This is a genomic window from Bradyrhizobium sp. JYMT SZCCT0180 (assembly GCF_018130165.1).
GTDB lineage: Bacteria > Pseudomonadota > Alphaproteobacteria > Rhizobiales > Xanthobacteraceae > Bradyrhizobium.
Map to the genome: position 1 here is coordinate 15,121 of NZ_JAFCLZ010000032.1, position 19,691 is coordinate 34,811.

The window sequence follows — 19,691 nt, forward strand, 5'->3', positions numbered from 1 at the left end:
ATCGCGCTGATGCGGCGCCATCCATTACAGATGAATGGGCGCGCCCCTCCTGCGCGCGTCGCCGCAGATTCATCTCGACGGCGAAGATATGATAGGTTAATACCTTAGGTAGATTGACTGGAAGCAAGGGGAGAGAGCGTGGGTCAACCTTACCTGGGTGAAATCAAGCTTATTTCCTGGAATTTTGCGCCGAAGAACTGGGCGTTCTGTAACGGGCAGCTTCTGCCGATCAATCAGAATCAGGCGCTGTTTTCGATACTCCAGACATTCTATGGCGGCGACGGACGGACCACCTTCGCGCTCCCCGATCTGCGCGGGCGAACCGGGCTTCATCAGGCCCCGGGCTTCGCCATGGGCCAGAAAGGCGGCGAGGAGTTTCACACGCTGATTACCGGTGAAATGGCCGCACATAATCATGGACTGGTCGCATCCGACACGCAGGGCAACGTGAACACGGTGCAGGGCAACATCCTCGCACGCGAGGTTGGCATCCCCTATGGGGCTCTCACCTCTCCAACGACATTGCATCCCGAGACCGTATCGAACGTCGGCGGTGGCCAGGCTCACGAGAACCGGCAGCCATTTCTCGTGGTCAATTTCATCATTTCCCTGACGGGCATCTACCCGTCGCGAAACTAGAGATTTTCCATGAGCAATCCCTATATCGGCGAAATTCGAATGTTCGGCGGCAACTTTGCACCAGCCGGCTGGGCGTTCTGCGACGGATCCCTGATTGCGATCTCGGAGAACGACGCGCTCTTCACCCTGATCGGCACCACCTATGGCGGAGACGGCCAGTCTACTTTCGCCCTGCCCGATTTGCGGGGCCGCCTCCCGATCCATCAGGGACAGGGACCCGGTATCGTGCAATCCTACGCCATCGGCGAAACTGGCGGCGTCGAAACGGTGACGCTGACTACCCAGCAGATTCCGATCCACAATCATGCGTTCATGGCCTCGACCGCGATCGCGACGAACCCGAGCCCAAGCGGCAATGTGCTGGCGACCTCGCCAACCATCAGCCCCTTCGTGATCGATGTGGCGGGCCCTCAATTGGTCTCCACCGCCGTCCAAGGCATCGGCTCCAACCATCCGCACGACAACATGATGCCTTTCCTGACCGTCAGCTACATCATTTCGCTGTACGGCATTTTCCCGACGCAAAGTTAGAGGCCATCCATGTCAGACCCGTTCGTTGCGGAGATCAGGATATTCGGCGGCGACTTTGCGCCGACAGGATGGGCGTTGTGCAACGGCCAGCTCATGCCGATCTCGCAGAACACGGCCTTGTTTTCGATACTCGGGACCTATTACGGCGGCGACGGCAAATCGACCTTTGCGCTCCCCAACCTGATGGGCTCAGGCGCCATCAGCCAGGGGCAAGGGACGGGACTGAGCGACCGCTATCTCGGCGAACCCGGCGGCGGCCAGACGGTGACCCTGTTGCAGGGGAACTTGCCGCTCCACAACCATTTTATCCAAGGCTCGACCGAGAACGCCACGCTCAAGGAGCCCACACCTACCGAATTCCTCTCGCGATCCAAGGCGGGCACCATCTATCAGTCCAACATCGCCAATCTCGTCCAGATGAATGCGCAGACACTGGCTCTCACCGGCAGCTCGCATCCTCATAACAACATGCAGCCGTATCTGACGCTGACCTACATCATCGCCTTGCAGGGCGTTTTCCCGCCGCGCGGATGAACCTGCGGCCCGCCGACATCTCGCCAGTTTCGTTCGGCTGGTTGCGCGCAGCCGGCGCAGGTCTCGGCTTTCGCCGCATCGCCGACACCGACCTGGCGTTCCTCGCCCGGCTGTATGCCTCGACCCGCACCAGCGAGCTCGCCGCCTTTCCGTGGAGCGAGGCCGAGAAGGCGGCGTTCCTCGACATGCAGTTCCGCGCGCAGCACACGCATTACCAAAATCAACATCCCGCAGCCGACCGGCTGGTGGTGATACGAGCCGGAGCAGACATCGGCCGGCTCTACATCGAACGCTGGCCGAGCCAGCATTGCATCATCGACATTGCGTTCCTCCCCGAACATCGCGGCAAAGGGCTTGGCGAAGCCCTGCTGCGCGACCTGCTGGACGAGGCCGCCGCCGCCGGCAAGGACGTCTCGATCCATGTCGAGAAGTTCAATCCGGCGATGCGGCTTTACCGGCGTCTCGGTTTTGTGGCCGAGGAGGACAAGGGCGTCTACGATTTGATGCGGTGGAGGGCGGGGACGGCGTGACGATGCGTAGGGTGGGCAAAGGCGCACTTGCGCCGTGCCCACCATCTATCCGGATCGGCAATGGTGGGCACGCTGACGCTTTGCCCACCCTACGATCCCTCGCCTCACGAAAATATCGCCTGATAGCCGCGGCCGTCGGCGAGCGGTCCGATCGGCACCAGAAATATTTCCATCACCCCAAGCACAGGATGCGTCACCGGATAGATCGCTTGCGGCAGCGATGTGCCGGCGGGTGCTGCGAACAGCAGCGAGAACGCCGCGCCCTCCCTTCCGCCCGCGCCAGCCGGCTCGGCCTTCACCAGCTTCAGCGGCAACCCGCCGCCGGTCGTCTGCATCTCGAAGTCAGCTTCGAGATGGGATGCGAAATCGTCGAGCTTGAGCGTCGCAAGGTCCGGCGATGAAGCCATCGAATATCCCCCTTGGTTGTGGCAAGCGTCTAACATATCGCGGAATGACACGCCCTGATTTTCTGTGCGGTCCAAAATAATGCCCCCTCCGTCATTCCGACTGCGACAAAACAACACGACGGGCAAATCACTTCCGATTTACGGAAACCGTGTCAAGCTCAAAATTTCCGGAAATCAAAAATATTTTGCTTTTACAGAAAGCAAATCAGTGACACAACTATCGCCATCCCGTCCCACTCAGAGGGCGTTGGCCATCGTCACGACGAGGGATGGGGATGCGGTGGACGTTGATGTTGCGATTGACGGTCGCGGCTGAGGCGTACGGTGAAAGCGTGTGGTCCTGGCGCCCGTAACGGCGTCAAGCTCTGAAGAAGCTAACGCTTCCGAGGGGTGACGGTGGCAATAGAGGCCGTCTCACCGGGGAGAGCGCGCTATAAGCCGTAAAGCCACTGCGCAGGGAATGTCGGATGTTCTCCGCTGCCCTGTATGCTCGTGTGCAGCTTTCTTGCGCTATTCGCACACGAGACCGCGGGTGCAGCGCGCATCCGGCATTCCCTGCGCCCTCTGGATTCGGGGGGGCGAAGATTACCTGCAAACCTCGGGCGCAATGCGTCGCGAGATCGCGGACGCACATTCAGCTGTCATCGCCCGGCATAGCCGTTCGAAGAACGGCGTCGCTTCCGCTCCGCCTATGACCGGGCGACCCAGTATCCCAGAGACGCCGGTGATAGAGAACCGAGAAGCCGCGGCGTACTGGATCACCCGCCTTCGCGGGTGACGACAGCGGGGGGTGGAGCGACACCATCGCAAACGCGCCGCACAAACTGCGACGCATGGCCGCCACCCGGCCATCCGCCCACCCTCCGCATCATCTTCGGGCATGACGTCCGGAATTTCCTCCGCTAACCTCCCTGCCAACAAGACCAAAATGTCCGGGGAGGACAAGCGTGCATAGAGGGCGTGTGGTATTCGGCGCCATGGATGAGGTCGTGTTCGGGCGGCCGGCATCCGAGGTGATCGTCGAGCAGATGGACCGGCTCGGCGCGGTCAGAGCGTTCCTGATGGTCAGCGGTACGCTCAACCGCGAGACCGACGTGATCAGGAACATTCGCGAGATGCTGGGGCCGCGCTGCGTCGCGACCTTCGACGCGATGCCCGCCCATACGCCGCGCGCGGCCGTGATCGCGGCCACCGAACAGGCCCGCGTCGCCAAGGCGGACCTCATCGTCACCATCGGCGGCGGTTCGATCACCGACGGCGCCAAGGCGGTGCAGCTCTGCCTCGCCAATGACATCACGACCGTCGAAGGCATCGACAAAATAAGGGCCGTTGCCGGCGCGCCGCCACCGATGAACCCGCCGACGGTGCGCCAGATCAGCGTGCCGACGACGATCGCCGGCGGCGAATTCACCGCCAACGCCGGCGTTACCAATGAGCGGACCAAGGTCAAGGAAGCGCTGCGCCACCGGCTGGTGATGCCGCGCGCCGTGATCCTCGATCCCGCGATCGGCCTGCACACGCCGGAATGGCTATGGCTCTCGACCGGGATCCGCGCCGTCGACCATTGCGTCGAGGGCATCTGCGCGCGCGAGGCGCATCCCTATGCCGACGCCCAGGCGCTGAAGGGACTGTCACTGCTGGCGCAGGCGTTGCCGCGGGTGAAGGCCGATGGCCGCGATCTCGACGCGCGGATGGATTGCCAGATCGGGACCTGGCTCTCGACCGGCCCCTTGGCCGCGGGCGTGCCGATGGGCGCCAGCCACGGCATCGGCTATGTGCTCGGCGCCGAGTTCGGCGTGCCGCACGGCCATACGTCGTGCGTGATGCTCCCCTCCGTGATGCGCTGGAACATATCCGTCAATGCCGAGCGCCAGGCGCTGGTATCAGCCGCGATGGGGCATCCGGGCAAGGACGCCAGCGAAGTGCTCGATAAATTCATTGGCGGCCTCGGCATGCCGCGCAGCCTGCGCGAAGTCAAAGTCGGGCCTGAGCATTTCGACCGCATCGCGCAGCAGGCGATGGCGACACCGTGGGTGCCGCGCAATCCGCGCAAGATTGAAGGGCCGGCACAGGTCCGCGAAATTCTCGAACTGGCTGCCTAGGGAGAACAGAGCAACAAATGTACACCGGCAAGCATGCAAAACTTCGCCCGCTGCAGCCCGCCTTCATCATGGCCGGCACCGGCGAGACCGTCACCTATCGCGAACTCGACGCGCGCTCCAACCGGCTGGCGCATCTGTTCCGTCAACGCGGCCTGAAGCGGCTCGACCACTATTCGATCTTCATGGAGAACAACAGCCGCTATCTCGAAGCCTGCGGCGCCGGCGAACGCTCGGGCCTCTATTACACCTGCGTGAACTCGTACCTCACCGCGAGCGAGCTCGCCTACATCCTGACCAACAGCCAGTCGCGCATCCTGATCACATCAAGGGAAAAACTCGATGTCGCGCGCGAGGCGTTGCAGGAATGTCCGCAGGTCGAGCTTTGCATCGTCGCCGATGGTGAGGGCGAAAGCGACCGCATCGTCGGCCTGCTGGACGTAACGGCGGGATTGCCGCACACGCCGATATCGGATGAATGCGTCGGCACCGCGATGCTCTATTCGTCAGGCACGACCGGCCGGCCGAAGGGGATTCTGCGCCCGCTGCCGGAACTGCCGGCCGATCAGAATTTGCCGCTGTTCGATTTCCTGGTGAAGATCTGGCAATACCGCGAGGGCATGATCTACCTGTCGCCCGCGCCGCTCTACCACTCGGCGCCGCAGGCCGCCGTCAACCTGACGATCAAGATGGGCGGCACCGCCATCATCATGGAAAAGTTCGATCCCGAACATTACCTTTCGCTGGTCCCCAAATGGGGCATCACGCACACCCAGCTGGTGCCGACGATGTTCTCGCGGATGCTGAAGCTGCCGGAGGAGGTGCGCACGCGATACGATCTCTCCTCGCTCGATATCGCGATCCATGCCGCCGCCCCCTGCCCCGCGGCGGTCAAGGACGACATCATCAAATGGTGGGGACCGATCATCCACGAATATTACGGCGCCACCGAAGGGCTCGGCTTCACCTCCTGCAACAGCCAGGAATGGCTGGCCCATCGCGGCACCGTCGGCAGGGTGCTGCTCGGCGATCTGCATATTCTCGACGAGAACATGCAGGCCGTTCCCGTCGGCACGCCGGGCACGGTGTGGTTCAAGACCGCGACCCCGTTCGAGTATTTCGGCGATCCGGCCAAGACCAAGGAGGCGCGCTCGGCGGACGGCAGCATGAGCACGGTGGGCGATGTCGGCTATGTCGACAATGACGGCTTCCTCTATCTCACCGACCGCGCGACGTTCATGATCATCTCCGGCGGCGTCAACATCTACCCGCAGGAATGCGAGAATCTGCTGATCACCCATCCCAAGATCGCCGACGCCGCGGTGTTCGGCGTCCCCAATCCGGATCTCGGCGAGGAAGTGAAGGCGGTGGTGCAGCCGATGCCCGGCGTTGCGCCGGGACCGGACCTCGCGGAGGAACTGATCGCGTTCTGCAGCCAGTCGCTGTCGCGCCAGAAAGTGCCGCGCTCGATCGACTTCGAGAAGGAATTGCCACGGCTGCCCACCGGCAAGCTCTACAAGCGCCTGCTGCGCGACCGCTATTGGGGCAACAAGACCTCGCGGATCGTGTGAGCACGGATTGCGTGAACGCTCGGGTGAGGCAATATGGCGCGATCATCTTGTGTGCGTCGCAACGACGCCGGCAATTGCTCAGCCATTTCCGCGCAAATCGCCGCAAAAGTCGGGCCAGTTCCGCCATGCGGAGTTTCAGTAGTTCGAATTGCCAACCTCCACACGGCCTTGGCCGGTTGCCCGGCAGGATGGTCATGCTATCGTCGGCGGCAATCGGCCATTGAGACCGAACATTCTCGGGAGGGGACACCATGCGGAGCGTGCGAACGCTTGCCGTCGCGGCGTTGTTATTGCTGCCGGCCTACCATGTTGCATCGGCGGGCGAGCCCAAGCAGGGCGGCATCCTCAAGGTCTACCACCGCGACAGCCCGGCCAGCGCCTCGATCCACGAGGAGGCGACCTATTCGGTCAACATTCCCTTCATGCCGGTTTTCAACAACCTCGTGATCTACAAGCAGGACGTCCCGCAGAACTCCATGGAGTCGATCGTCCCTGACCTCGCGGAGAGCTGGGCCTGGAGCGGCGACAAGAAGAAACTCACCTTCAAGCTGCGGCAGGGCGTCAAATGGCACGACGGCAAGCCGTTCACCTCCGCCGACGTCAAATGCACCTTCGACATGCTGATGGGCAAGTCGCAGCAGAAGTTCCGCAAGAACCCGCGCAAATCCTGGTACGACGAGGTCGTCGACGTCACCACGTCAGGCGATTTCGAGGCGTCGTTCAACCTGAAACGGCCGCAGCCGGCGCTGCTGGCGCTGCTCGCCTCCGGCTATACACCGGTCTATCCCTGCCACGTCTCGCCCGGCGACATGCGCACCAAGCCGACCGGCACCGGCCCGTTCAAATTCGTCGAGTTCAAGGCCAATGAATCGATCAAGCTGACGCGCAACCCGGATTACTGGAAGAAGGGCCTGCCGCATCTCGACGGCATGGAATTCACCATCATCACCAACCGGTCGACCGCCATCCTCGGCTTTATCTCCGGCCAGTTCGACATGACCTTCCCCACCGAAGTGTCGATACCGCTGCTCAAGGACGTCAAGAAGCAGTCTCCGAACGCCGTGTGCGTCGTCGAACCGATCAACGTCTCGACCAACATCATCGTCAATTCGTCCTCACCGCCGTTTGACAGCCTGGATATCCGCCGCGCGATGGCGCTGGCGATCGACCGCAAGGCGTTCATCTCGATCCTGTTCGAGGGACAGGCGGATATCGGCGGCACCATGCTTCCCGCCCCGGGCGGGCTGTGGGCGATGCCGAAAGAGATGCTGGAGACGATCCCGGGCTACGGCCCCGACATCAACGCCAACCGGGAAGAAGCCCGCAAGCTGATGCAGAAGGCGGGCTTCGGGCCGGACAAGCGGCTCGCGGTCAAAGTCGCCACGCGCAACATTCCGATCTATCGCGACCCCGCCATCATCCTGATCGATCAGCTCAAGAGCATCTATATCGACGGCGAGCTTGACGTGGTCGAGACGGCGAACTGGTTCTCGAAAGTCGCGCGCAAGGATTACGCGCTCGGCCTCAATTTGACCGGCAATGCCGTCGACGATCCCGACCAGTCGTTCTACGAGAACTATTCCTGCGGCTCGGAGCGCAACTACACCAACTACTGCAACAAGGACATCGAAAAGCTGTTCGGCGAGCAGTCCCAGGAAACCGACGTCGCCAAGCGCAAGAAAATCGTCTGGGAGATCGACAAGAAGCTGCAGGAGGATGTCGCCCGCCCGATCATCTACCACGGCCGCTCGGGTTCCTGCTGGCAGCCCTACGTCAAGGGCATCACCATCATGGTGAACAGCTCCTATAACGGCTATCGTTACGAAGACGTATGGCTGGACAAGTAACGTCCGCCATTACGTCGGCCGGCCAGGGAGAATAGCCAGGTGTTTGCTTATATCGTGCGACGCCTCGCGTTGATGTTCGTGACCCTGATCGGGATCTCGATCATCATCTTCGTGCTGTTGCGCGTCGTTCCCGGCAATATCGTCGACATCCTGTTCGACGCGGCCGGGTTCGTCGATCCCGCCGACAAGGCCAATCTGGAAAAGGAACTCGGCCTCAGCGACCCGATCGTGGTGCAGTATTTCCGTTGGATCGGCGGGTTGCTGCACGGCGATCTCGGCTATTCCTATGTGTCGGAAAAACCGGCGCTGCAGGAGATCCTGCCGCGGATTCCGATCACGGCGCGGCTGGCGGGGCTGGCGCTATTGTTCTCCGCAGCGATCGGCATTCCCCTCGGGGTCATCAGCGCCGTTCATCAGGGCACAAGGCTCGATTACGCCTTGCGCATCGTCAGCCTGAGCGGGCTGTCGCTGCCCTCGTTCTGGCTCGGACTATTGATCCTGATGGCGTCGGTTTCGATGTTCGGAACCATGCCGATCTTCAACCCCAATCCGAAAACCTGGACCGAAGCGATCGCCATCTACGCCGTGCCGGCGATGGCGGTCGGCTTTCGCAGCGCCGCGCTGACGATGCGCATCACGCGCTCCTCGATGCTGGAAATCCTGCGCCAGGATTTCATTCGCACCGCACGCGCCAAGGGCGCCTCGGAAAATTCGGTCAACTACCGCCATGCGCTGAAAAACGCCATCCTGCCCGTCATCACCGTGATCGGCATCGAGGCCGCCTTCCTGATCGGCGGGCTGATCGTCACCGAAACCGTATTCAACATCCCGGGCATCGCCCGCTTCCTGGTCGAGGCGCTGCGCTGGCGCGACTATCCGATCGTGCAGAACCTCGTGATGCTGATCGCGGTGGTGGTCGTGTTCGCAAACTTCACCGTCGACCTGCTGTATGCCGCGATCGATCCGCGCATCCGGTACGGGGATTAGGAGATTCAGGTTTGGCTGTAGTCAATTACGATAGCGAACTGAAACGCGCCGGCGCCCATTCGACGCATGGCTGGCGCCGGCTGACGTTTCTCGCGCAACGCTACATGCTCGGCACCATCGGCCTCTTCATCATGGTGATGTTCGTCTGGGTGGCGATATCGGCCGATCTGATCTGCCGCTTCAGCCCGCTCAGCGTCGATTCCACCCACCGGCTGGCGGCGCCCGATGCCGTGCATTGGCTGGGCACCGATTCATTCGGCCGCGATGTCTGGAGCCGGATCGTCCATGGCGCCCGGATTTCGCTGGCCGTCGGCATCGGCGCCACGCTGCTGGGCTCGACGCTCGGCGTCATCGTCGGCCTCGTCTCCGGCTATCTCTCGGGCTGGGTCGATTTGCTGTTCCAGCGCGTGACCGACATTCTGCAGGCCCTCCCGCTGCTGGTGCTGGCGCTGGTGATGACGGCGGCCCTGGGGCCGTCGCTGCCGAACGTCATCATCGCAATCGCGATCCCGCTGATACCGACGGTGGCCCGGGTGATCCGCGCCAACACGCTGGCTTTGCGCGAACTGCCGTTCGTCGAGGCCGCCAAGTCGATCGGCATGAGCGAGACGCGCATTGCCATCCGCCACGTGCTGCCGAACACACTGGCGCCGCTGATCGTGCTGGCGACCGCGCAGCTCGGCTCCACCATCCTCACCGAAGCCTCGCTGTCGTTCCTTGGCCTCGGCATTCCCGAACCCTACCCGTCATGGGGCCGCATGCTGTCGGAATCGGCGGCGGAATATGTCCGCACCGCGCCGTGGCTGGTGATCTTCCCCGGCGTCGCGATCAGCCTTGCGGTGTTCGGCACCAATCTGTTCGGCGACGCGCTGCGCGACATCCTCGACCCGAGGCAGCGCGGCTGATGACGCTGGCACGGGCGGATGAGATGGTTCTCGATGTGAAGAACCTGCAGACAGTGTTCTTCACCAATTCGGGCCTGTTCCGGGCAGTCGACGACGTGTCGTTCCACGTCCGCCGCGGCGAGACGCTGGCGATCGTCGGCGAATCCGGCTGCGGCAAGAGCGTCAGCGCACTCTCGATCATGCGGCTGGTGCCGGATCCGCCGGGCCGGATCGTCGGCGGCTCGGTGACGCTCGAGGGCACTGATTTACTCGGCATCGATGAAGCCGACATGCGCAAGATTCGCGGCAACCGGATGTCGATGATCTTTCAGGAGCCGATGACCTCGCTCAATCCGGTGATGCGGATCGGCGACCAGATCACCGAGGTGGTGCGCCTGCACCAGGACATGACGGCGAAGGAAGCGTGGGCGAAAGCGGTCGAAATGCTGCGCCTCGTCCGGATTCCCGAACCAGAGCGCCGTGCGCATGAATATCCGCACCAGCTTTCCGGCGGCATGCGCCAGCGCGCCATGATCGCGATGGCGCTGGCGTGCCGGCCGGCGCTGTTGATCGCGGACGAGCCGACCACCGCGCTTGACGTCACGATCCAGGCGCAAATCCTGGCGCTGATCGTCGACCTGCAAAAGACGCTCGGCACCGGACTGATCCTGATCACCCACGACCTCGGCGTGGTCGCCCAGACCGCGCAGCGCGTCATCGTGATGTATGCCGGCAAGAAGGTCGAGGAAGCGACCGTCGAGGCGCTGTTCGAGAATCCGCGGCATCCCTACACCCGCGGCCTGATGGCCTCGATGCCGGCGGTGATTTCGCTCGGCGCCAAAGAGGATGTCAGGTTGAACGAAATTCCCGGCATGGTGCCGTCGCTGACCAATCTGCCGCCGGGCTGCGCCTTTGCGCCGCGTTGTCCGTTCGCGATCGACCGCTGCCGCGCCGAGTATCCGCCGCTGATGGATTTCGGCGACAATCATTTTGCGGCGTGCTGGCGCGCGGCGGAAATGGTGGCCGCGATATGACCGACGGAGCGCCCCTCCTGGAGGTTACCGACCTCGTCAAGCATTACCCGGTGCGCGGCGGCATCCTGCGCCGACGCATCGGCACCGTGCACTCGGTCGACGGCGTCAGCTTCTCGGTGGGTAAAGGCGAGACGCTCGGACTGGTCGGCGAATCCGGCTGCGGCAAGTCGACCGTGGCGCGCAGCGTGTTGCGGCTGGTGGAACCGACCAGCGGCGCCATCAAGCTCAACGGCACTGACATCACCAACCTCAGCAAGACGGATCTGCGACCGCATCGACGCTCGATGCAGATCGTATTCCAGGATCCGTTCGCTTCGCTCAATCCGCGCATGACCGCCGGCGAGATCGTCGGCGAACCGCTCGGCGTGCATGGCCTCGCCACCGGACGCGCGCAGCAGGAGCGGGTCGCCGAACTGTTCGCCCAGGTCGGCCTGCGCGCGGACCAGATGAAGAACTATCCGCATCAGTTCTCCGGCGGCCAGCGGCAGCGCATCTGCATCGCCCGCGCACTGTCGCTCGGGCCGAGCCTGATCGTGTGCGACGAGCCGGTATCCGCGCTCGACGTCTCGATCCAGGCGCAGGTGATCAATCTCTTGATCGACCTGCAGCGCAAGAACAATTTTTCATATTTGTTCATCGCCCATGACCTCGCCGTGGTCGCCCATATCAGCCACCGCGTCGCCGTGATGTATCTCGGGCGCATCGTCGAGATCGCGGACAAGACCGAGCTGTTCGCCAACCCGCGCCATCCCTATACGCAGGCGCTGCTGGCCTCGGTGCCGGTCGCCAACCCGAAGGCGAAGAAGCTCGCCCCCATGATCGACGGCGACGTGCCGAGCCCGATCAACCCGCCGTCGGGCTGCGCCTTCCACACCCGCTGCCGTTACGTGATGGATCGCTGCAAGGTGGAACGGCCAACGCTGCTTGATGCCGGCGCGCGGCATGAGGTGGCGTGCTGGCTCAATGAGGGGACGGGGCGGGCGGAGTAAAATCTATCGTCGTCCCGGCGAACGCCGGGACGACGATGCTAAGCCGCCTCAATCTCCACCACGATCTTCCCCGTCGTCACCTGCTCGCCCTCGGCGACATCGATCGCCGCGACCTTGCCCGCAACACCCGCCGTATGCACGTGCTCCATCTTCATCGCTTCCAGCGTCATCACAGGCTGGCCGGCCGTGACCTGTTCGCCCGGCTTGACCAGCACAGCGACGACGCGGCCGTTCATCGCCGCCCTCACCTTGCCGTCACCGCCGCTGGCCGCGGCTGACACCGGCGCCGCCAGCGTCAAATCGCGGACCGCAATCGTGGCGCCGCGGTGCAGGAAATAGAGCCGATCCCGGTCGCGCAGGAATTTGACGGACTCTGCAAGACCGTCGCGGCTGAAGCGGATGGTATCGCCGTCGACGGCGTGAACTTCGATTCGATAGAGCGCGTCGTTAAGCCCGCGATAGCTGCCGTCACGCTCGCGCACGATCTCGATCTCATGGACCGCGCCGCCGATCTCGACACGGACGGGAACCGGGAACGCCGCCGCCAGCGAGCGTCCGGGCTTCCATTTCGGCGCAGAGGGATCGGTGACATACAGCAGCAACGCCGCAAGCTCGGCTTCCGAAGCCGCATCCTCGCGCGGCGCCAGCAATTCATCGCGATGGCTGCCGATGAACGCCGTGGTCGCCTCACCCGCGGAAAAGCCGGGATGGCGCAGGCATGAAATCAGAAAGCCCTGATTGGTGGTGACGCCGAATGCAGTCACCTGCTCCAGACCAACGATCAGCTTGCCCCGCGCCTCATCGCGGGTCGCGCCATGGCTGATGATCTTGGCGATCATCGAATCATAGAACGGCGGAATCGCGGAGCCGGATTGCAGCGCATGTTCGACACGGATGCCGTCCGGCATCTGCCACAACGCCATCGTGCCGGATTGCGGCATAAAATCGTGGCCGGCATCCTCTGAACACAGCCGCACCTCGATGGCATGGCCGGAGAATTTGATGTCTTCCTGAACCAGCCCGAGCGGCTCACCGCTGGCGACGCGCAGTTGCAACTCGACCAAATCGAGGCCTGTGATCGCCTCGGTGACGGGATGTTCGACCTGCAGCCGCGTGTTCATTTCCATGAAGTAGAACTCGCCGCTGGTATCGAGCAGGAATTCCAGCGTGCCGGCGCCCTCATATCCGATCGCTTTGACGGCTGACACCGCAACTGCGCCCATCCGCGCCCGCAGCTTCGGTGACACCGCCGGCGACGGCGCCTCCTCGATCAGCTTCTGGTGGCGCCGCTGCACCGAGCAATCGCGCTCGCCGAGATGGACCGCGTTACGGTAACGATCGCCGAACACCTGGATTTCGATATGGCGGGGGTTGACGATGGCGCGCTCCAGAATGACCGTGGGATCACCGAACGCGCCCTGAGCTTCCGATCGCGCACTGCGCAGCGCATCCGGAAACGCCGCGGCGTCCGCGACCAGCCGCATGCCGCGGCCGCCGCCACCGGCAACCGCCTTGATCATCACGGGAAAGCCGACCTTCCTGGCTTCCGCCAGCATGACAGCGTCGCTCTGGTCTGCGCCCTGATAACCGGGCACGCAGGGCACGCCGGCCTTTTCCATGATGTCCTTGGCGCCGGCCTTGTTGCCCATCGCCCGGATCGCTTCCGGCGACGGTCCGATGAAGACGAGGCCCGCTTCACGGCAGGCCTGAGCAAAATCCTCGTTCTCGGCGAGGAAGCCGTAGCCGGGATGAACCGCCGTGGCGCCGCTGGCCTTGGCCGCCGCAATGATCGCCTCGATCCGCAAATAGGATTGCGCCGGCAGCGCCTCGCCAATCCGCACGGCCTGATCGGCTTCGCGGACATGAAGCGCGTCGCGGTCGGCATCGGAATAGACCGCGACCACGCCATAGCCGAGACGGCGCGCGGTGCGCATGATGCGCAGCGCGATCTCGCCGCGGTTGGCGATCAGGATCTTGAAGAACGGCGTCGGCTTCATGACAGTCATGGCCGCGCGACCGAGAATTGCATGGGCTGCGGCGTGCGGGCATCTGCCTCGCGGCAGATCGCCAGCACCTCGGACAAGATGCTGCGGGTATCGCGCGGATCGATCACGCCGTCATCGAGCACGCGTGCCGAGGTCGAGAACACGTCCATCTGGCCGTCGAACACGCCTGTTATCTGCGCCTTCATGGCGTCGAGTTTTTCCTTCTCGATCGGTTTGCCACGCCGCGCAGCCGCCGCTTCGGTGACGATCGCCATCGTCTCCGCCGCCTGCTCGCCGCCCATCACGGCGGTCTTGGCATTGGGCCAGGAGAAGCAGAAGCGCGGATGGAAGCCGCGCCCGCACATGCCGTAATTGCCGGCGCCGAACGAGGCGCCGCAATAGATGGTGATCTGCGGCACGGTGGCCGAGGTCACCGCCTGGATCATCTTGGAGCCGTGCTTGATCATGCCGGCTTCCTCATAGGCCTTGCCGACCATGTAGCCGGTCGTGTTGTTCATATACAAAATCGGCGTGCGCGACTGGCAGCAGGCCTGGATAAAATGCGTCGCCTTGTTGGCGCCGGGCACGTCGAGCGGACCGTTATTGGTGATGATGCCGATCGCCTGCCCCTCGATGCGGGCGTGGCCGCAGACGGTGGCGGGCCCGTAATTGCTGCCGAATTCGGTAAAATCGGAATCGTCGATAAAGCGTGCAATGGCCTGCCGCATGTCGACCGGACGCTTGTGGTCCATCGGCATGATGCCAAGCAGTTCCTCCGAATCATAGCGCGGCGGCCGATACGAGATTTCAGCCGGCTTCGGCCGGTCCCACTGCATGTTGGTCATGATGTCGCGCGCGATCCGCAGCGCGTCGCGGTCGTCTTCGGCGAGATAATCGCCGAGGCCGGAAATCGAGGTGTGCATCTCGGCACCGCCAAGCTCTTCCTCGGTTGCGATCTCGCCCGTCGCGGCCTTGAGCAGCGGCGGCCCGGCGAGGAAGGCGCGGGTGCGGCCGCGCACCATCACGATGTAGTCGGAGAGCCCGGTCTGGTAAGCGCCGCCCGCGGTCGACGAACCGTGCGTCACGGTCACGACCGGCAAGCCCGCCGCCGACAGCCGAGCCAGGTTGCGAAAGATATTGCCGCCGCGAATGAAATCCTCGACGCGGTAGCGCAGCAGGTTGGCGCCGGCGCTTTCGACCAGTTGCACGTAGGGCAGCTTGTTCTCAAGCGCCAGTTCCTGCACGCGCAAGGTCTTGTCGAGGCCATAAGGCTGCAACGCGCCGGCGTCGATGCCGGAATCATTGGCGCTGACCATGCAGCGGACGCCGGAGACGAACCCGATGCCGGCGATCGCCCCGCCGCCGGGGATGCTCTTGTCGGCATCCGGCACGTCGAACATGTAGCCCGCCAGGGTCATCAATTCGATGAAGGGCGAGCCGGAATCGAGCACCAGTGCGACGCGCTCGCGCGGCAATAACTGGCCACGCTTGTGAAAGCGGTCCTTGGCGGCAGCGGAGGCGGCGCGCGTCCGCTCCTCAAGCCCGCGCATGCGCGCGATCAGCGCCAGCATGCCGTCGCGGTTGGCCTTGTAGCCGGCGCTGCCTGGGGCGATGGTCGATTCAATGATGGCCATGTGTGATCCGAGCTTTGTCCCTCGTCATTCCGGGATGCGCCTCTTGGCGCAGGCCCGGAATCCATACTCACGATCGTGGTTATGGATTCCGGGCTCGCGACTACGTCGCGCCCCGGAATGACGGTTAGTGTTTGGTCCCAAATATCTGCCGCGCCTCGGCCGGGCTGGCGATCTCACGCCCAGCTCTACGCGCACAAGCCGCGATGGCTTCGATCAACTGGCCATTGGAAGTCACCTTGGCGCCGTCGGCGAGATAGAAGGTGTCCTCAAGCCCGGTGCGCAGGTGTCCGCCGAGATCGGCACAGCGCTGGTGCAGCGGCCAGATTTCGGCGCGGCCAATGGCCGTGACCTGCCAGTGTGCTTCGGGCAATTTGAGCTTGAGCAGGATCGGCAGCAGGTCCGGATCGGCCGGCATGCCGGACGCGACGCCCATCACGAAATTGTACTCCAGCGGCCCTGAATACATGCCGGTCTGCCGGTACATGCCGACGCAGCGCACGATGCCGACATCGAAGCATTCGAACTCCGGAATCGTGCCCGCGACCTTCATCACGTCGAGATAATCCTGCACCTTCTCGACCGCGTTATCGAACATCATCGGCGGCCAGGCCCAGGTGTTGTCGGATTTCACCTTGAGGTAATTCAGTGAGCCGGCGTTACAGGCGGCGATTTCCGGCTTCGTCTCGCGCACGCAATCGAGCGCGCCGCCATAATTCGGGCCCGAGGTGCCGGTGGTGTGGTTGATGATGACACCGGGGCAGGCCTCGCGCACCGCCTGCTGAATCTCCTTGCTGACGCTGACGTCCCACGACGGCAGATGGCCCTTGTTCGGCTCCTGCTGACGCAGATGGATGTGCATGATGCTGGCGCCGGCGTTGAATGCGGCCCTGGCCTCGCGCGCCATCTGTTCGGGCGTCACAGGCACGTTGTGCTGTTTCGGGTCGGTCAGCACGCCGTTCAGCGCACAGGTAATGACGGCCTTGTCGCTCATGAATCAGCCTTTGGATCAGCCTTCGGAAATGGGCGGAAATCGCCCTTGTTTTACGCATGATCCGTTCGGAAAACTGCTACACACTTCTCCGGATCATGCGCTGCCGATCATGGAGCCCGCATCAGCCCGCTTCTTGCGTCAACCCGCTATTGCCGAAGCCTGTGCGATTGCTGCGGTAGATCGCCAGATCGCGCGAGCCGGAAAAGATCGCGCGCGGCTTCAAGCCGTAGAAGCGGCGGATCGAGTGGCTGAAATGCGTCGAATCAGGATAGCCGATGTCCTGCGCGAGATGCGCGAGGTTGATGTCCTGGTTGGCGAAATGCAGCAGATGCCGCGCCCGCTTCCAGGCGCGGAACGAGCGGAACGAGATTCCGGTCTCTTCCTTGAACAAATGCAGGAAGCGCGACGGCGACAGCCCTGCCTCCGCCGCGCAGCTCGCGGCCGTCACCGGTTCGCCGCAGAATTTGCCGATCTGCAGTATCGCGCGCGCCACACGTGGATCGAGCACGCGTTGCGGAAGGGCTTCGCCAAGGCACAGGAAATCGAACTCGGCGCTGGAGAAATCCTCGCCCGCATGGTGCTCGCGCAAGGTAAGATAGGCGGCGCGAATGCGGTCGGCAAAGGCTTTGCCTTCAGCCCCCGACAGCCGCGCGGCGAGGTCTTCGAGCACGCCGGGACAAACGCTTTCCGGCTCGATCACGACGCTCAGCACCGAACGATAATCGCTGGCGATGGTATGCCCTGTGTTCGGCAGCACTGCGAACATTTCGGCGTGGCTGTTCCGGCCATCGGCTGTAAGCTGCAACCCGCCTTCGATCGCGACATAGATGTTGAACGCACCCGAGCAGCGTTCCCGCGGCCGACCGAGCAGGCCCGCGTAGAACACGCGCTCCGGAGTGATCAGCATCAGATGGCCCGATTTGCGGCCGATGTCGTCCAAGGCGTCGTCCATGGTGCATCCTCCTCGCGCGGCTCTTGGGCCGCTGCGATGGGGGCAACCATAGCGCAAAATGGGGGGCTGTCACCGACAGAACCGCTGTCATTCCGGGTTCGCTTCGCGCCCCGGAATGACGGGGAGCGTCAGCCCCGAACCCGCGGCGCCACACTCTGCTCGACGCCGGCCTTTTGTTCCGCGGCCACCGCCCGCTTATAACCGTCACGGGCCTGCAACCGCGCCCAATAGGCTGCGACATTGGGCCCGAAATCCTTGGCCAGCCCGATATTTCCGGCCAGCCGCAACGCATAGCCGTTGGCGATATCGGCGGCGGTAAAGCGGTCCGCGCAGAGCGTTTCCGCTTTGCCGGTGGCGGCTTCCACGGCCCGCAGCCGCCCGAGGAACCATTTTGCATAATCCCCGGCCACCTGCGGATTGCGACGCTCTTCGGGCTCGAGCTGGCTGTATCTCAGCACCAGCGTTTGCGGAAAGGTCAGCGTGGCGTCGGAAAAATACATCCAGTTCAGGAACGCGCCATAGGCCGGCTCGTCGGGCCCGACGATCAGCGGCGTCGGGCCATATCTGGTGCCGATGTAGTGGCAGATGCCTGAGGACTCGGTCATTTTGGTCTCGCCATCGACCATGAAGGGAATGGTGCCGAGCGGATTGATCGCGAGGTATTCCTTGGCGAACACGCGCGGCGGAAACGGCAGCATCTTGAGCTCATAGGGCAGCCCGAGCTCTTCCAGCATCCAGAGCGGGCGGAACGAGCGCGCTCCGTCGCAGTGATAAAGCGTGATCATCAGGCGTTTTCCTTCAATCTCGATTCAGGCCAGTTTGGAGCGCCGAAGCGGCGCCCGCAATATCATCTTGGCGGCCAGCATCAGGCATTGCTGTGCTTGCGCAGTTCGAGGCGGGCAATCTGGTTGCGATGAACCTCGTCCGGACCGTCGGCGAGGCGCAGCAGGCGCGCGGTAGCATAGGCCGCAGCCAGACCGAAATCGTTGCTGGTGCCGCCGCCGCCATGGGCCTGAATGGCCCAATCGATCACCTGGCACGCCATGTTGGGCACCGCGACCTTGATCATCGCGATCTCTGCCTTGGCCGCCCGGTTGCCGACGGTGTCCATCATATGCGCCGCGTTGAGCGTAAGTAGCCGCGACTGCTCGATCATGATGCGCGATTCCGCAATTCTTTCCTGCGTGACGGTCTGTTCCGAAACCGGCTTGCCAAACGCAACGCGGCTTCTCGTCCGCCCGCACATCTTCTCCAGCGTCCGTTCGGCGAGCCCGATCAACCGCATGCAGTGGTGGATACGGCCGGGACCGAGACGCCCCTGCGCGATTTCGAAGCCGCGGCCCTCTCCAAGCAACATGTTGGTGGCGGGCACGCGGACATTCTCGAATACCACTTCCGAGGCCCTGTCAGGCACGCCATAAAACCCGAACACCGGGATAGACCGCAGCACCTTGACGCCTGGCGTGTCCATCGGAACAAGGATCATCGACTGCTGGCGATGGCGATCCGGATTATCGGGATCCGTCTTGCCCATGAAGATGCAGATCTTGCAGCGCGGGTCGGTCGCGTTGGTGGTGTACCATTTGCGGCCGTTGATGACGTAATCATCGCCGTCGCGCCGGATGGAGCTCTCGATATTGGTGGCGTCGCTGGAGGCGACCGCAGGTTCGGTCATGGCAAAGCAGGAGCGGATTTCGCCAGCCAGCAGCGGCTTGAGCCAACGCTCCTGATGCTCGCGCGTGCCGTAGCGCGCCAGCACTTCCATGTTGCCGGTGTCGGGCGCCGAACAGTTGAAGACTTCAGGCGCAAGATGCGAGCGCCCCATCACCTCGCACAGCGGTGCGTATTCGAGGTTGGTCAGGCCGGCGCCATGCTCGCTCTCCGGCAGGAACAGGTTCCACAGACCCGCCTCCCGCGCCTTCGGCTTCAACTCCTCGACAACCGGGAAAACCTTCCAGGCCCCCAGCTCCTCGGCCTCTTTATAGAAGCGCTCCTCATTCGGATAGACGTGGCGATCCATGAAGGACTGAAGGCGGTGCTTCAGCTCGGTGACCTTCTGGCTCTCCTGATAGAGCAT

At 63.3% G+C, this 19,691-nt stretch carries 18 protein-coding genes; 11 read left to right on the forward strand and 7 right to left on the reverse strand.

What is annotated here, in order from left to right:
* The first annotated feature begins 138 nt into the window (after nucleotides 1-138).
* The 4 genes from JQ641_RS34000 to JQ641_RS34015 are packed head-to-tail and all read left to right on the forward strand — an operon-like array spanning nucleotide 139 to nucleotide 2,234.
* Nucleotides 139-639 carry a phage tail protein gene (locus JQ641_RS34000; protein ID WP_212000830.1) on the forward strand — a complete coding sequence of 167 codons (501 nt, stop codon included), beginning with the start codon at nucleotides 139-141 and terminating at the stop codon, nucleotides 637-639.
* Nucleotides 640-648: 9 nt separating this feature from the next.
* A complete protein-coding gene (locus tag JQ641_RS34005; RefSeq protein ID WP_212000832.1) occupies nucleotides 649-1,170 on the forward strand; it encodes a phage tail protein in 522 nt (173 codons plus the stop codon).
* A 9-nt stretch (nucleotides 1,171-1,179) separates the two neighbouring features.
* On the forward strand, nucleotides 1,180-1,704 hold the full coding sequence (locus JQ641_RS34010) for a phage tail protein (RefSeq protein ID WP_212000834.1): 525 nt from the start codon (nucleotides 1,180-1,182) through the stop codon (nucleotides 1,702-1,704).
* Nucleotides 1,701-2,234 (forward strand): GNAT family N-acetyltransferase, encoded by a 534-nt coding sequence (locus JQ641_RS34015; protein ID WP_212000837.1) that lies wholly within the window; start codon nucleotides 1,701-1,703, stop codon nucleotides 2,232-2,234. The genes JQ641_RS34010 and JQ641_RS34015 overlap by 4 nt, the downstream gene beginning before the upstream one ends.
* Before the next feature lie 104 nt (nucleotides 2,235-2,338).
* Here the strand turns inward: JQ641_RS34015 and JQ641_RS34020 are convergent, their stop codons facing one another.
* A complete protein-coding gene (locus JQ641_RS34020; RefSeq protein ID WP_212000839.1) occupies nucleotides 2,339-2,641 on the reverse strand; it encodes a DUF6916 family protein in 303 nt (100 codons plus the stop codon).
* 947 nt (nucleotides 2,642-3,588) lie between these two features.
* On the opposite strand from JQ641_RS34020, the gene JQ641_RS34025 reads away from it, so the two are divergent.
* The 7 genes from JQ641_RS34025 (at nucleotide 3,589) to JQ641_RS34055 (ending at nucleotide 12,052) form a co-directional block, all read left to right on the forward strand.
* A complete protein-coding gene (locus tag JQ641_RS34025; RefSeq protein ID WP_212000841.1) occupies nucleotides 3,589-4,743 on the forward strand; it encodes an iron-containing alcohol dehydrogenase in 1,155 nt (384 codons plus the stop codon).
* 17 nt (nucleotides 4,744-4,760) lie between these two features.
* A complete protein-coding gene (locus JQ641_RS34030; protein WP_212000843.1) occupies nucleotides 4,761-6,311 on the forward strand; it encodes an AMP-binding protein in 1,551 nt (516 codons plus the stop codon).
* A 251-nt stretch (nucleotides 6,312-6,562) separates the two neighbouring features.
* Nucleotides 6,563-8,158 (forward strand): ABC transporter substrate-binding protein, encoded by a 1,596-nt coding sequence (locus JQ641_RS34035; protein WP_212000845.1) that lies wholly within the window; start codon nucleotides 6,563-6,565, stop codon nucleotides 8,156-8,158.
* Nucleotides 8,159-8,197: 39 nt separating this feature from the next.
* Nucleotides 8,198-9,145, forward strand: coding sequence for an ABC transporter permease (locus JQ641_RS38790; RefSeq protein ID WP_212000847.1), 948 nt, complete (start codon nucleotides 8,198-8,200; stop codon nucleotides 9,143-9,145).
* 11 nt (nucleotides 9,146-9,156) lie between these two features.
* Complete coding sequence (locus JQ641_RS34045; protein WP_192735580.1) at nucleotides 9,157-10,050, forward strand: ABC transporter permease; 894 nt, start codon at nucleotides 9,157-9,159, stop codon at nucleotides 10,048-10,050.
* Nucleotides 10,050-11,063 carry an ABC transporter ATP-binding protein gene (locus tag JQ641_RS34050; protein ID WP_212000849.1) on the forward strand — a complete coding sequence of 338 codons (1,014 nt, stop codon included), beginning with the start codon at nucleotides 10,050-10,052 and terminating at the stop codon, nucleotides 11,061-11,063. The genes JQ641_RS34045 and JQ641_RS34050 overlap by 1 nt, the downstream gene beginning before the upstream one ends.
* Complete coding sequence (locus JQ641_RS34055) at nucleotides 11,060-12,052, forward strand: ABC transporter ATP-binding protein (RefSeq protein WP_212000851.1); 993 nt, start codon at nucleotides 11,060-11,062, stop codon at nucleotides 12,050-12,052. The genes JQ641_RS34050 and JQ641_RS34055 overlap by 4 nt, the downstream gene beginning before the upstream one ends.
* 38 nt (nucleotides 12,053-12,090) lie before the next feature.
* On the opposite strand, the gene JQ641_RS34060 is transcribed toward JQ641_RS34055, so the two are convergent.
* The 6 genes from JQ641_RS34060 to JQ641_RS34085 all read right to left on the reverse strand — a co-directional run bounded on the left by JQ641_RS34060 (nucleotide 12,091) and on the right by JQ641_RS34085 (nucleotide 19,691).
* The gene (locus JQ641_RS34060; protein WP_212000934.1) at nucleotides 12,091-14,049 is read right to left on the reverse strand and encodes an acetyl/propionyl/methylcrotonyl-CoA carboxylase subunit alpha; all 1,959 of its coding nucleotides are present in this window, start codon (nucleotides 14,047-14,049) and stop codon (nucleotides 12,091-12,093) included.
* A 5-nt stretch (nucleotides 14,050-14,054) separates the two neighbouring features.
* Entirely contained in the window at nucleotides 14,055-15,671 is a 1,617-nt protein-coding gene (locus JQ641_RS34065; RefSeq protein WP_212000853.1) for an acyl-CoA carboxylase subunit beta, read from the reverse strand.
* 124 nt (nucleotides 15,672-15,795) lie between these two features.
* Nucleotides 15,796-16,662, reverse strand: coding sequence for a beta-keto acid cleavage family enzyme (locus JQ641_RS34070; RefSeq protein WP_212000855.1), 867 nt, complete (start codon nucleotides 16,660-16,662; stop codon nucleotides 15,796-15,798).
* Between the two features lie 121 nt (nucleotides 16,663-16,783).
* Nucleotides 16,784-17,602: a helix-turn-helix domain-containing protein gene (locus tag JQ641_RS34075; RefSeq protein WP_212000936.1), complete on the reverse strand. Its 819-nt coding sequence runs from the start codon at nucleotides 17,600-17,602 to the stop codon at nucleotides 16,784-16,786.
* A 140-nt stretch (nucleotides 17,603-17,742) separates the two neighbouring features.
* Complete coding sequence (locus tag JQ641_RS34080) at nucleotides 17,743-18,399, reverse strand: glutathione S-transferase family protein (RefSeq protein WP_212000857.1); 657 nt, start codon at nucleotides 18,397-18,399, stop codon at nucleotides 17,743-17,745.
* Nucleotides 18,400-18,479: 80 nt separating this feature from the next.
* A complete protein-coding gene (locus tag JQ641_RS34085; protein ID WP_212000858.1) occupies nucleotides 18,480-19,691 on the reverse strand; it encodes an acyl-CoA dehydrogenase family protein in 1,212 nt (403 codons plus the stop codon).